The sequence below is a fragment of the Caldicellulosiruptoraceae bacterium PP1 genome (genome assembly GCA_041320695.1).
GTDB lineage: Bacteria > Bacillota > Thermoanaerobacteria > Caldicellulosiruptorales > Caldicellulosiruptoraceae > JBGGOQ01.
In genome coordinates, this window is sequence record JBGGOQ010000006.1 from 127,913 (window position 1) to 142,625 (window position 14,713).

At 24.8% G+C, this 14,713-nt stretch carries 13 protein-coding genes and 1 riboswitch; of the genes, 11 read left to right on the forward strand and 2 right to left on the reverse strand.

What is annotated here, in order from left to right; genetic code table 11:
• Positions 1 to 24 precede the first annotated feature (24 nt).
• Together dapA and ACAG39_09265 are read right to left on the reverse strand one after the other, a co-directional pair.
• Positions 25 to 912, reverse strand: a complete 888-nt coding sequence (gene dapA, locus ACAG39_09260; GenBank protein MEZ0537422.1) for a 4-hydroxy-tetrahydrodipicolinate synthase — start codon at positions 910 to 912, stop codon at positions 25 to 27.
• Positions 913 to 924: 12 nt separating this feature from the next.
• Complete coding sequence (locus ACAG39_09265) at positions 925 to 1,926, reverse strand: aspartate-semialdehyde dehydrogenase (protein ID MEZ0537423.1); 1,002 nt, start codon at positions 1,924 to 1,926, stop codon at positions 925 to 927.
• 96 nt (positions 1,927 to 2,022) lie between these two features.
• Positions 2,023 to 2,202, reverse strand: a riboswitch (Lysine riboswitch).
• A gap of 274 nt (positions 2,203 to 2,476) precedes the next feature.
• On the opposite strand from ACAG39_09265, the gene ACAG39_09270 reads away from it, so the two are divergent.
• The 11 genes from ACAG39_09270 to ACAG39_09320 all read left to right on the forward strand — a co-directional run bounded on the left by ACAG39_09270 (position 2,477) and on the right by ACAG39_09320 (position 14,568).
• Positions 2,477 to 4,195 carry an IS1634 family transposase gene (locus tag ACAG39_09270; protein MEZ0537424.1) on the forward strand — a complete coding sequence of 573 codons (1,719 nt, stop codon included), beginning with the start codon at positions 2,477 to 2,479 and terminating at the stop codon, positions 4,193 to 4,195.
• Positions 4,196 to 5,243: 1,048 nt separating this feature from the next.
• Positions 5,244 to 6,602: a radical SAM protein gene (locus ACAG39_09275; GenBank protein MEZ0537425.1), complete on the forward strand. Its 1,359-nt coding sequence runs from the start codon at positions 5,244 to 5,246 to the stop codon at positions 6,600 to 6,602.
• 75 nt (positions 6,603 to 6,677) lie between these two features.
• Complete coding sequence (locus tag ACAG39_09280) at positions 6,678 to 6,806, forward strand: hypothetical protein (GenBank protein ID MEZ0537426.1); 129 nt, start codon at positions 6,678 to 6,680, stop codon at positions 6,804 to 6,806.
• Positions 6,807 to 6,940: 134 nt separating this feature from the next.
• Positions 6,941 to 7,246, forward strand: a complete 306-nt coding sequence (locus ACAG39_09285; protein MEZ0537427.1) for a hypothetical protein — start codon at positions 6,941 to 6,943, stop codon at positions 7,244 to 7,246.
• 20 nt (positions 7,247 to 7,266) lie between these two features.
• On the forward strand, positions 7,267 to 8,970 hold the full coding sequence (locus ACAG39_09290; GenBank protein MEZ0537428.1) for an ATP-binding cassette domain-containing protein: 1,704 nt from the start codon (positions 7,267 to 7,269) through the stop codon (positions 8,968 to 8,970).
• Entirely contained in the window at positions 8,951 to 10,669 is a 1,719-nt protein-coding gene (locus ACAG39_09295; GenBank protein MEZ0537429.1) for an ATP-binding cassette domain-containing protein, read from the forward strand. The genes ACAG39_09290 and ACAG39_09295 overlap by 20 nt, the downstream gene beginning before the upstream one ends.
• A 38-nt stretch (positions 10,670 to 10,707) precedes the next feature.
• The gene (locus ACAG39_09300) at positions 10,708 to 11,049 is read left to right on the forward strand and encodes a S24 family peptidase (protein MEZ0537430.1); all 342 of its coding nucleotides are present in this window, start codon (positions 10,708 to 10,710) and stop codon (positions 11,047 to 11,049) included.
• Positions 11,050 to 11,102: 53 nt separating this feature from the next.
• Entirely contained in the window at positions 11,103 to 11,921 is an 819-nt protein-coding gene (locus tag ACAG39_09305; GenBank protein MEZ0537431.1) for a hypothetical protein, read from the forward strand.
• 169 nt (positions 11,922 to 12,090) lie between these two features.
• Complete coding sequence (locus ACAG39_09310; protein MEZ0537432.1) at positions 12,091 to 13,710, forward strand: nucleotidyltransferase family protein; 1,620 nt, start codon at positions 12,091 to 12,093, stop codon at positions 13,708 to 13,710.
• Positions 13,711 to 13,742: 32 nt separating this feature from the next.
• Positions 13,743 to 14,330, forward strand: coding sequence for a hypothetical protein (locus ACAG39_09315; protein MEZ0537433.1), 588 nt, complete (start codon positions 13,743 to 13,745; stop codon positions 14,328 to 14,330).
• A gap of 70 nt (positions 14,331 to 14,400) precedes the next feature.
• Entirely contained in the window at positions 14,401 to 14,568 is a 168-nt protein-coding gene (locus ACAG39_09320; GenBank protein MEZ0537434.1) for a hypothetical protein, read from the forward strand.
• The last annotated feature ends 145 nt before the right edge of the window (positions 14,569 to 14,713 follow it).

The following is a 14,713-nucleotide window of genomic DNA, read 5'->3' on the forward strand; positions in this document are numbered from 1 at the left end:
ATTCTCTCCATTTCAAAACTATTTTTAATTGACAAGTTTTATACCATAATCTAAAAGAGCTTTTTTAAGAATTTCTTTATTTTTTTCAGACATAGGAACTAATGGCAATCTTGGTTTTCCTACATTAAAGCCCATCATGTTAAGTGCTTCTTTAACTGGTATTGGGTTAACCTCAATAAATAAAGCCTTTATTATTGGAAGTAACTTAAGTTGTAATTCTTTTGCTTTTTTAATATCACCATTTAAGAAATATTCAACAATATCATGTGTTTCATTAGGCAAGATATTTGCAAGTACTGATATAACACCTATGCCACCTAAAGAAAGTATGGGAACAATTTGGTCATCATTTCCTGAATAAATGTCAATATCTGGACAAAGTTGAGCAATTTCAGCTATCTGAACAATATTGCTACTTGCTTCCTTTATTGCTCTGATGTTTGGTATTGTACTTAATTCTTTTACTGTTTCAGGTGTTATATTAAGACCAGTTCTTGAAGGAACATTATAAAGTATTATTGGTATTGAAACCTTTTCAGCAATTTTACTAAAGTGAGCTATAAGTCCTTTTTGTGTTGTTTTGTTATAGTATGGTGTTACGTGTAAAAGCCCATCAGCACCTAATTCTTGAGCTTTTATTGATAGCTCCACTGCATGCTTTGTATCATTGCTGCCTGTTCCTGCAATTACTGGCTTTTTTCCTGCAACTCTATCTATAACAAATCTAATAACTTCTAAATGTTCATCATCTGGCATAGTAGAAGGCTCACCAGTTGTTCCACAAACAATTATTGCATCTGTCTTACTTTCAAGATGAAAGTCAACCAATCTTGCTAAAACTTCATAATCAACAGATTCATCATCTTTAAATGGAGTAATTAAGGCAACACCAGAGCCTTTAAAAAGAGACATTTAAAATACCTCCTAAATAAAATAATACTCAATCAACTTTTGAGCTATCTGAACAGCATTGGTTGCTGCTCCTTTTCTAATGTTATCAGCAACAACCCAAAGATTAACGCCACTTTCAACGCTTTCGTCCCTTCTAATTCTACCAACATAAACCTCATCATGACCAGATGCATTTATTGGCATTGGGTAAATAAGCTTTTCTGGGTCATCTTCTACAATTACGCCTGGAGCATTTCTTAAAATTTCTTTTAATTCTTCTAGATCAAATTGCTTTTCAAACTCAACATTTATTGACTCACTATGACCATTAACAACAGGGACTCTAACTGTTGTAGCAGTTATCTTTAATGAATAATCGCCAAGTATTTTTTGTGTTTCGTTAATCATTTTCATTTCTTCTTTTGTATATCCATTTGGTAAGAATACATCAATGTGAGGTAGAACATTTCCTGCTATTGGATGTGGGAATTTCTTTGGTGCTTCACCTTTTATACCATTTTCAAGGTCAGCAACACCTTGTTGGCCAGCTCCAGAAACAGCTTGATATGTTGAATATACTATTCTCTTGATTTTATATTTGTCATGTAATGGTTTTAATACAACAACTGCTTGAATTGTTGAACAGTTAGGATTTGCAATAATATTTTTATGCCACTTAATATCATCAGGGTTTACTTCTGGGACAACTAACGGAACATCTTTTTCCATTCTCCAAGCACTGCTATTATCAACAACAATACATCCTTTTGAAGCTGCTATTGGAGCATATTTTAATGAAACTGATGCACCAGCTGAGAAAAGTGCAATATCAATGCCTCTATCAAATGAGTCTTCCTTTAGTTCTTCGATTACATATTTCTTTCCCATAAACTCTACTTCTTTTCCAGCTGATTTACTTGATGCAAATAAAAAGTATTCACTAACTGGTAAATTTCTTTCTTCTAAAACCTTAAGAAATGTTCTTCCAACTAAACCTGTGGCACCTACAACTGCCATTCTAATTTGTTTTTTCAATGACAAAACCTCCTCTTAAAAATAAAATAAAAAAGCTGGGGTATAACCAGCTTCTGTTAATATATTAATGTTGTAAAAATAATACAACACTATATATTAACAGATAGCGCTCCATCATAAAAGATGACAGTAGTATGGATATTCTCCATACTCCCAGGAGATTTTTTAAGGAAGTGAAAAATCTCCTTCGGCATCTTTTCCTTTCTGATAAGAATCATATATGCTTCCTACATATCATCTTATCATACTCTTAAAAGATGCACCTCTATCTATTAATATACTATTCACATTTTTGATATTTTGCTTACGTTTATATAATAATACCATTAGTGTTATTATAGTGTCAAATAAATTTTTAGTTAAAGCAATGTAAGAACTAAAGAGTATCCCCCCAGTTTTGCAGCAAATTTTAGAATAAGGTAGTCCGAAATTATTAATAGAACTGATGATTTCGGGTATTTTTATTTTGTTTTTTGTCAAAAATTAGTAGACAAATGTATGCTATTGTGATATAATATAACTATCTTTGTTAATTGTGAGGTATCGTTTTATGCATTTGAGTAAAATTAAAAATAAAAAAACTGGTCGTATTTATTTATCTATCGTTCAAAGCTATCGTGATAGCATTACTAAAAAGCCTAAGCATATTACTATTAAATCTCTTGGCTATCTCGATGAACTTCAAAAACAGTATGAAGACCCTATTGCCTTCTTTACCGAGGAAGTTCGAAAAATGAATGAACAAAATGTTACTGATAATTCAACAATATCTTTTTCTATAAATAAAGATGAACGTATTTCTGTTGATTCTACAAATCGAAAAAATTTTGGTTATGCAGCATTAAGTAAAATTTATCATGAGCTTAAAATTGATTCTTTCCTCAAAAACCGTCAAAGGCACACCAAAGAAGATTATGATGCTAACGCAATTATGAAACTCCTTGTATTTTCTCGTTTGCTTTACCCTGCTTCTAAGAAAAAAACTTATGAAAATAGAAATGTGTTCTTTGAGAATTTTGACTTCTCTTTAGATGATATATACAGATGCCTATCTCTTCTTAACAAATATAAAGATGACCTTCAACTATGGATTCATGAACACATAAAGGAAAAATACAATCGTAATACCAATTTGGTTTACTATGATGTAACTAATTATTACTTTGAAATTGATGAACAAGATGAACTACGCAGAAATGGAGACTCAAAGGAACATCGTCCAGATCCTATTGTTCAAATGGGCTTATTTATGGATACTAACGGAATTCCTATTACATATAAGCTTTTTCCTGGTAATTCACCAGATAAAACTACTTTAATTCCAGCATTAAGAAGAATTCAACATGATTATTCTTTGGGCAGAATTATTGTTGTTGCTGATAGAGGTATAATTACTGGAGATAACATCTGGTATACTTTATCAGATGGTAATGGATATGTATTTAGCTATTCTGTTCGTAGTGCTGATAAAGAATTCAAAAACTTTGTTCTTAATGAAAATGGTTATGTTAACAAAGGAGATGGTTTTAAGATAAAATCAAGGCTTTATCCAAGAGAAATACTTGTTACTACTACCAATGGGAAAAAGATGAAAAAGGTTGTAGATGAGAAACAGGTTGTTTTTTATAGTGAAAAATACGCTTTAAAGGCTAAATATGAGCGTGCTGCAGCCATAGAAAAAGCTAAAGACTTAATTAAAAATCCAACTAAATATAATAAATCTACATTGTACGGTGCCGCAAAATATGTAAAAAATCTTGCTTTCGATGAAGATACTGGTGAAATACTTGAAAGTGTACAACAACATTTATTGTTTGATGAGGAAAAATTACGAGAAGAAGAAAAGTATGATGGGTATTATGCTATTGTAACCAGCGAATACAAGGAATCTGATGATAAAATTATTGAGATATATCGTGGACTTTGGAAGATAGAAGAATCATTTAAGGTAACAAAGAGTGATTTTGAAAGCAGACCAGTATATTTATCACTTAAAGAGCATATAGAAGCACATTTTCTTACATGTTTTGTAGCACTTGTAATAGCAAGATTGCTTGAATATAAGTTGCAAAGTAAATATTCAGTATCAGCTATTCTTGAAAGTTTGAGCAAAGCTTCTTGTAGTCACATACAGCATAATTACTATTTATTTGACTTTTACAATGAGATTCTTTCCGATATTGGTGTAATATTGGATATTGATTTTGGAAAAAAATTTATGACACTTGGTGAAATTAAAAAAATTTTAGGTGAAACTAAAAAATCTTAATTTTTCACTACATAAATATGACAATTATAAAGAGCCCATAACCTTGTATTATCAATAGGTTAAGGGCTCTTTTTATCTTCATTTACTGCAAAAGTCAGGATATAATAATACCACTAGTGTAAAACGACTGTCAAATTATTTTTTAGTTAAGTTCATTTTGAAAAAGTGTGTCATTTAATATTTCGATTTAGGAAAAATAATTTATATGAAAAAGTTCTATGGATGCTATTTTTTATATGAAAAATATTCCATCGTTCTTATTAATATTTAAATTAATAAAATTTAAATTTTATAGTTTGATCATAAAAATATACTATATAGATACAAAAAATATATAATGACAAGATAATAAAAGAAAAACAAAGTAAATAAAAGAAAAAGTGTTAATTATATAGAAAAATCAAAAAATATAAAAAAAAAAAAAAATAAAATAAGCATAAAATAAGAATTGACACAAAAATAATGATTTAATAGAATTAACCTAACAAATGGAAATATAGTAATACATATTATTTATAAGATATATTTAATAACTCATAATTTATATTACATATGTGGCTATATTGTTTGTTTTTTCATAAGAATATTATGCATGATATATCTTAATTTGCATTAACATAATTTCATCTTCATACTGAAAACAAAGCAATATTGTTTTATGTTTCTATATAATTAATAGAAAATCCTTTTTTAATTACATCTCTCAATATTCGCTATTAATAATGAATATTCAAAATAAAAAATATAAATTTGTTGTATCTCTATTTAATATCAATAAATTATATATTAAAAAATGTAATTTTTTTATTATATATTTTGATTAATAAAGATAATTAATAATTGGTTTTTTACAAATTTATTAAATATTATAGTCATGCTGCAAATTTGTTGATATATTATACATTTATTTAAATTTATTCTTGTGTTTTATATAAATAGTATTAGAATGAGTATGCTATATGAAAAATTTTTTGAATAATTAATTGATATTATAAAACAATAGTTTAAGGTAAACATTTAACAATTATATAAAATTGGAGGGAATAATATGGATTTGATTAGTTATGAGATTAAAAAAAATATATTTTATTTGCCAACAAAAGGTTTAGTAATAATATTTAAAAATAATGTTAATAAAATAGAAAAAATAAGATTAATGAGAGATATATCTAAAGAATATGGTAATATTTTTGAAATGGAAACTTTACCTAAAATTAATGAAGTGAAATTTAGAGCTAATTATATAGTAATCTTTCCAACCTCAAATTGTAATTTAAAATGTGTATATTGTTACTATGAATCTGGAGGAGAAAATTCTATACAATTAAGCGAAAAACAAGTTGATAATATATTGAAAAAACTAGTACAAAATAGCATTTTATTGTCACGAGGTGAAGAAAGAAAAAGAAAAATGACATTAATGATTGCTGGAGGTGGGGAACCTACATATAACAAGGAATTTTTCTATTATATTGTTGAGAGATTTAAAGATTTAGCTAATAAATATAATATAGAAAAAGAATTATATCTTATAACTAATGGTATTTTTGATTATGATATAGCAGAGTATATATTAAATAACTTTGATGGGGTTCAAATTTCTTATGATGGATTGCCAGAAATTCAAAATAAAAATCGCCCCACACTAAACTGTAAAAATTCTAATGAGATTGTTGAGAAAAATATTGAATATTTTGATAAAAATAAATTTAAATATCATATTAGATCAACATTATTACCAAGAGATTTTAAAAAAATACCAGAAATAATTGATTATTGCTTTACTAAATTTAAGAATTTATCATTGATTAATGTTGAACCAGTATTTAACAAAGGTAGAGCTGAAAATATGAATATATTGTCTTATAATAATAAGTTAGATTTTATTAATTCTTTTGAAGAAGCATGGAAATTGATTTATAAAAAGAACTACAAAGGAATAATAAAAACTCATTATTTACAGGCTCCATCTGGAAAACAATATTATTGTTCTTCAAGCATAGGAAAAGGCTATTATTTAAACGAAGAAGGATGGATAATGAGTTGTTCTGAAAAATTACCTTTATCTGATTATGCAATTGGCTTTGTAGACAAATTAGATATTAAATATGTTAAAACTTCTCAACAATATTTTTTACCTCATGAAGAATTGATTAATTCATGTAAAGCATGTTTTGCTTTCTTTCATTGCAAGGGAGGATGCCCCATGCTAATAAAAAAAGATAAAAATGGACTAATAGATGAGGTAAGTAGAGCAAGTTGTGAACTAACAAGGAATTTTATTGAAAGGGCAATAGACAATTTTTTGAAAAAAGAAAAATATTGTGAATATAAAGCTGAAGAATATAAAATATCTGATGAAAAAAAAGGTTTTATTGAGAAGATAATAAAAGTATTTATTGAATAGTGTAAAATGAGTCTTGCATCGTGCCTTTTTTAAAAATATATATTTATTTATTTTAAAAAGAAGGGAGGAATAAAATTGATAAAAGAATATGTAAAGCCAATGATTGAAGAAATAACAGAAGATGAATTATTAGCTTTTGAAGCAGATGCACTTTCTTGCAGTTTCTGCAAACCTATCTGTAATTTTTGTGGTGTAAATTTCTGATATTAAATTTATAATATAAAAAAAGAATAATCGGATTTAATGAGGCAGATGCAGGGCTCTATATAAAATTATTAATAACATTGTAGTGAAAAATTGAAAAAGTAAAAATCAAATCCAAAAGGAGGTTGTTAATATTGTATACTAAAAGTCCTGATATAATTGAAAATGAAATAGAAAATGAAATAATTATATTTGATAATAAAAATAAAAAATACTATATGCTTAATGAAATAGCAACTATTATATGGAAAAAAATATTTGATATTAGTGAAACTAAAATATTAGCTGAGTATATCTATAATTTAATTGATAATAAAGAAAATTTAAATATTAAAAACATTGAAGATGATGTACAAAGTACAATAAATACTTTTATTAAAAATAAACTGTTACTAAAAGAAAAGAATGAATTATTAAATATTAGCTCTGAAAATAACTAAAGGAGAATATAATTAAGAAAATGAAAGCTAAAAAAAGAGATGGGTTTATTAACTTTTATGAAAACGAATTTATCTCATCTAAGGTTATGATAATATTGTTTTCAGGATTATCATACATAATAAGCATAATTGTTTACATAAAAGCAGAAATAATAAGAAATATAATTGATTTTATGGGCAAAAATGATATCCAAAAAAGGATATCTTGGTTATGTACATTAATTATATTAGTTTTTATAATGGAATGTTTATTGAAATATTTGTATATTAGGATTAAATATAAAGTAAAATTTGATATACTTCAAATGGCTGAAGAAAAGTTGGTAAAAAGAAATAGTTTATGCCAAAAATGGATAGATACTGAACTACAATTAACTGATAAATATAATATAATCAGAGATGAGCTTGAACAAGCAACGGATGAATATTTAAATACTTTTGTTCTTATTTATTCTAATATATTTTCATTGCTCACTGGTATTATATACTCATTAAATATTAGTATAAATGTTACAATTGTTATATTAAGTTTATGTGTTGTTTTTCCAATCATAGGTTTTATAATAAAAGATAAAATAGAAAAAAATCAAATAAATGTAGTTGTTAAAACTGGAAAATTCAAGAATTTGATCATAAATATGATAGAAAATATTGAAGTAATCAGATCTTTTTTGAATATAAAAAAATTATTACTATATATAGAAAATGAAAACAAAAATCTTCAAAAAGAATACATTAAAAATCAAAAATTATTTTCAATGGTAAATTCATTCCAAAACATGGTTAGTTATTCATCAATTGTATTTATAATAATTGCTTCTATGTTTCTAATATACAAAAAAGATATAAATATCGGAGATATCTATGCTTTATTAACTGTTGCAACAACAATTAATAATAAAGCATTCGTTCTAATTAATAGTTTTAATAGGATTCCTATTATAAAAGGTTTAATGACTCGAATTTTAAATTATTATAAACTTTCTATTTATGAACCTAAGATTTTTAAAGAAGATATAAAAGAAAATATAGATAAAAATATTTCTATTAAAATTAACGGAATATCTTACAAATATAAAGACAAAGATGCATATGTACTTGATAATTTTTCAAAAGTATTTACAAAAGGGAAAGTTCATGTTATTACAGGTGAATCAGGATGTGGGAAGAGTACGTTACTTAAACTGATTGCTAATTTATTACCAATAGAAAAAGGGACAATAGAGGTTTTTGGTTATGATATAAGTATGGTAGATAGAAATAAATTATGGGACTATATTGAATATATTCCGCAAAATTTATACTTTATTGATGGGACAATAGAAAAAAATATTACTTTATTTCAGGTGAGTGATAAAGAAAGATTAAGTAAAGCTTTAAAAAAATCTTGTTTAGAAAAAACTATTGAAAGATACAAAGAAGGAATTAATACTAATATATTATCGGATGGATATCCTCTTTCAACAGGAGAGAAAAAGAAAGTATGTTTGGCAAGAGCAATATATAATGAAAAACCTATTTGGCTTCTTGATGAAACAATAAATGGTATTGATATTGTTGATACACAAATTATAGTTAAAAATTTAAAAGACTTAGCAAAAGAAAAGAATTTGACAATAATTATTGTTTCACATAATCAAGATCTGATTAAGATGTGTGATGAAATTCATCCATTTTTGATTGCCAGAATGGAGGCAGAAAGTAATGTTACAAAAAGTACTTAATGAATTAAAATACTTGTACAGCAGGTATTATAATGATTCAAGTTTAAGAATGACACTTTTTGTTTATACTTTACTTTATATATTTGTCTATTGGATGGGTACTTACCTTTATTCTTTTTTTAGTAAAATTTTAATGGATAATTTACACCTGAGAAATACAGAAAAAATGATGATGTTATCTTCATTATGGATTTTAATAATAATAATTATGACTTTATTATTGTATATATTTCCTATTTATTCAATAAAATCAAATTATAAGGTATATTATATTTTATTATCAAAAATATTTATTAAACTTATTAAAACACCATTTAATGTATACATCTCAGTATTTTCGAATATTACAGACATACTTCAACGTATGATAAACGATTTAAACAATATTATAAATGCAAGTTTTAGAATTGTTAATTCAATTACAGGTATTGTTATATTGTTATTTGTAACTATTTGGGGACTTATTATTTCTCCATTTGTAATGATTTTTTTAATTATATGCTCAATATTCCAAATATCAGTTGAAAATATTTTAAATAATAAAATTGAAAGTAGTATTTCAAATCAAAGAAACTTACAAACAGATACTTTTCAATTATTATATAATTTAATTATTAATACTGAAACACTTCTTATTAATAAAGCTTATTTTAAATTATTTGAATTATATAAAGAAAAAAGAAGAGAATTGTGGAATGTAAATAAAAATATTGAACTAATATATTTTAAAAAAGATGTGGCTATTAACTTTATTAGTTTATTTGTTGATGTGGGAATTTTGGTCATTTTGTATTTTTTAGGTATCAAAAATTTTATATCAATATTTTTAGCTAGTATGTTTCTTTTTAACGTGTGGAAAAATTCATTTAGTTCTTTTAGTAATCTATTATTAATTCTTTCTCAAACAAAACCTTTTTTAAGAAGATTAGATAACTTAATGAGTTATTCTTTTGAAGATTATGATAAATTAGATGTATTTTTTATAAATGGGAAAGAGAAAAATGATAATATTATTGAAATGGAAAAAGTTTATTTTGAAATTGGAGAAAGAGAAATTTTGAAAAATGTTAATCTATGCATAAAAAAAGACGAAAAAATAGCTATAATTGGAAAAAATGGCAGTGGAAAAACAACTTTATTAAGATGTATGATGGGTTTAAATACACCAACAAGTGGAAAAATAAGATTAAATGGTATAGAACCTCTTAAGATTCCAGTAGAAGAAAGAATAAAGTTATTGAGCTATATACCTGCTCAACCACAGTTATTTGCTCTTACAATAAAAGAGAACATTAATTTGGGTTGCAATAATGATATTGACGATAATAAATTAAATGAATTATTTGATAATATGTATTTGAGAGATTGGATTTTAACTCTTACAAATGGAATAGATAGCGATTTAAATGTTAATGCACAAAACATTTCTGGTGGTCAAGCACAGAGACTTTCAATTATAAGAGCTTTGATTGAAGATAGAATTATAGTATTTGCTGATGAGCCTGCATCGATGTTAGATGAAAGTATGTCTCAAAAAGTTTTTGATTTTATTATTGAAAAAAGTAATACATTTGTTTATGTGACACACAAAATAGAACAAGTTATGAAGGCTGATAAGATTATATTAGTAAACAATGGTGAAGTAAGTATTTTAAACAAAGATAATGATTTAATAAACTATTTAAATACGATTGATTAATATTTACTTTTGTATTGCATTGGAAGGTGAAAAATGAAATGGGTATTTCTACATTAGAACTCCATAAAAAAGCATATTATATTATTCAGAATAAAAAATATTTCTCTAATAAGGTTATCAAGGTTAAGGTAAGAGGATATAGTATGTTGCCTTCTTTAAAAGATGGAGATATGGTATATGTTCAAATTACTAATGATTTTAATTTAAATGATATTGTTCTTTCAATAGTAGGTGAAAAATTAATAATACATCGAATAATTGATATTAACGGTAATACAATTACAATGAAAGGTGATAATACAGCACCTGAAAATTTTGAAATCATTATTAGAGATAATATAATTGGAAAAGTTTTTGAAATTAATAAAAGAAATTTTTAAATATTGTAATACTAATAATTATTTAAATAATAAGAAATGATAGGGTGAATAATGTGAATAAAGTATATACTGAATTAACATTAAATGTAGAAAATAAAGTGGTGATTGAGTCAGATGAATATTTTGGACTTTTGATAAGAAATTTATATCCTATCAATTTAAGTAGATTTATTGAAAAGCCTATGAAAATTGACATTAAAATCGAATATGATGATGAAAATAAAATTATTTTTAATATATTATATAATAACAAATATATTTTTTATTCTTCACTTGATACTTTTTATTATAATTTATTATCCATTTTAGAAGATTATTGTACAAATTTACATAATGGAATAGCTATGCATGGTAGTGGTATAGTTTTTAATAATTATGCTTATTTATTTTGCCAATCAAGAAAGAGGGGAAAATCAACATTAGTTTGTGATTTACTTAGTGATTTAAATTGCTTATTTTTATCAGATGATGTGCTTTTTTTTAGAAACGAATACGTTTGTGGTTTAACTAATCCTATACGTTTAAGAAAAGTTAATATAGAGAATGTTAAAAAAAATGGAAGAATATGTTGTGAAACACTGGGAGAAGAGAAAATTTTTATTTATATTCCCGATAATAACTTCAATTATACTTATAGAGCTGTAGATAAGATTTTTTTTATCGAATATGATATCAACATAAATAATGAATGCATAAAACTTATGCCAACGAATTCTTTTTTTAATCTTATCAAGAATGTTAGAAAAAAAATAAATATGGAATACTTATATAAATGGGCATCAAATTTTCTAAAAGATCATGAAAGTTATGTAATAAAATATAATAACATAAATTATGCTAGAGAAATAATTAGCAAGCTTATAAATAATTAAATGTTTTAAAAAATATTATAAATGGAATTAATAATTATAATATAATATATAATTTATAAAATTATAACAACTATGTTAGATGAAGGGAGGTTTATTCTGCATCATTATGCCATCAATATCAAAGCAATTATATATTTTTATCAATTCTTTTATAAAAGAAAAAGAGTTATTGGAAAAATTTATATTTGAAAACAGTTTAGGAATGATACTAGTTGATTTTATAAAAAATATAAATAAATTATCATATTTTAAAGCATTAAAATTAATAAATAATCAAAAAATTATTAATGAACTTTTACTATCTGAATATAAGAATTTAAATAAAATTGCCAAAGAGAATGATATCAAATTAGTATTCCTTAAAGGTTTAGTAGAAGCATATGATTTATATCATAAGCCAGAAGTCAGACGTGTAAGTGATATTGACGTATTGATTGATATAGAAGATTTAGAAAAATTTATTTTAATTTTGAGTAGAAATAATTATAAGTATGTAGATAATAAACAAACTATAAATACTGATTATTTAAAGGAAAAAAATATAGATATATTATCAATGAAAGGAAATGCTCATATACCAGCAATTTATAAAGAAATTGTGGATGAACATTTACATAAATATAATATTCAAATAGATGTTCATGTTAGACTATCTCATAGTTATGAAGATGAAAAGAAATATATCAAAGAAGTATTAAATAGAGCAGGAAATTTTAATCTTGAAGGTGAAGAACTGAAGATATTAGAAATACATGATAGAATGCTTCATTTGCTTTATCATTTTGTAAAGGAATTTGCAGTAGTAGCATTAGATCAGATGTTACATGATGGAAAAGTCCCTAAATTAAGATTATGGCTATTGCATGATGTTGCATTATTGATAGAAAAGTATAATTACAAAATAGATTGGGAAGAAATAATTAAAAGAGCAAAAGACTGGGGAGTTATTGGCGAAGTATTATTTTCACTCAAATTAATTGATAGTATATATCCTAATAGAGTACCTGAAAATGTTGTTAATAAATTAGAACGTATATATGAAAGTATTGAGATTAAAGAAGGGTCAGGTATAAGAAAATTAATATTCAAAGAACTTACAAAATATGAACCAGCAACACTTATATTTTCAAATTTATTTGATATTGTATCACTCATAATTTCAAAATTAAGAAAAGGTTCAACATTAGAATGCAATTATGGGATAGATAGTGAAACAGAATTTGTTAAACTGAGTAATTATAGAATACATTTTAACGAAAAAGATGAAGATAATTTTAAAATCGAAAAAGTTCCATCTGATTTTTATGCAATGGTAGGAGCAAATTGGGATGATAAAAATTTAATATTGAAAATAAATGTATATGATGAATTTATTAAATTTAACAATAGTCGAAAGATATCTAATATTTTTATAGCAATAGGTGAATGCTGCGTTAAAAGTAAAGATGGTGAAGAGAAACCATATATCAGAAGAATTACTTTTGAGCCAGTTAACTCAAATGGAAAAATAAAAATATTGATGTGGAATACTATTAATTGGAAGGTAGAATTTTATGATGAGAGTAATTATGATCTTAAATGTTTTAAAGATGGATATTTATTGGAGATAAAAATACCTTGGAGTTTTCTTAAGATCGAAGCCAAACCAGAAAAAAGTATACTTTTTAGAATAGAAGTACAAAGATATAAAGAGGGACTTTCAATTATTGAAAAGCTAAGTTCAATAGGATATTATGACCCTATACGCGAGCCTACTTACATGAATGAATTAAAGCTTAGCAAATGGTAGTAAAATTTCTTATAATATGGAGGAATTAAATTATGCAATTTGGGTTATCAATTATTGCTGGAATTGGTATAACCATATTTGTATTAATTATCATTGTTCTTTCGATTTTATCAATTTTTGTTAAAGGGATTTTTGCTATTTTCTCATCTATGATTTTTATAGCTTTCTTTATTTTATTAGTACCAGTTCTAATATTTCTGATTTTTTTATTTATTTACTCTTCAAAACCAACATATAAAAAACTTTATGAAGATGATACTTTAATAGCAAAACATTCACAAAAAACTATGTGCATAGGTAGATTTCAAAAATCACCAACATTCAAATTTTCAAAGTTTTATGGAATTGAAACATTATATACAATTGAGGCAAAAGAAACCAGTAAAATCAAGATAGAATATACATTTGAAGTAGCAAAAGGAAAATTAAAATTAGTAGTAGTATTACCTGATAAAAGCGTAGTTAATATTATTGAAGGTTCAGCAAAAGGATACAAAGATATTTTTATACCACAAGGCAAAAGCGATATAAGAATTGTAGCTTTTGATGCAACTGGGGAAATTGATGTAAAAATTAATGAAAGTCAAGAAGGAGAAAAAGCTGAAATAACAAAATATTGAAATATTACGAATAATGGATATAATTAGTGTATAGTTAGATTTATTGCTTGCAAAAATGGAGGCAAGTTAAATGTATTACATTATATTAGCTTTTTCAATACTTTTAATAATTTATTGTATAATTAAACAAAAGGGAAATAATAAAAAAGATATAATAAAATTCTACTTAACAAAACTTATTACAATAATAATTTTATTAATTTTATTAACAATTTTATATGATAATTTAAAAATATAATTTTGTAGGATATTTTTATAATTATTTCATAATCCAATTAAATCAAACTATTAATTTAAATAAGACAAACGGTATAATGTCAAGGGGGTTTTTGAAAAAATTTATTAGATAATAAGGGTAAAAAAGGCAATAGAATACCGAACTG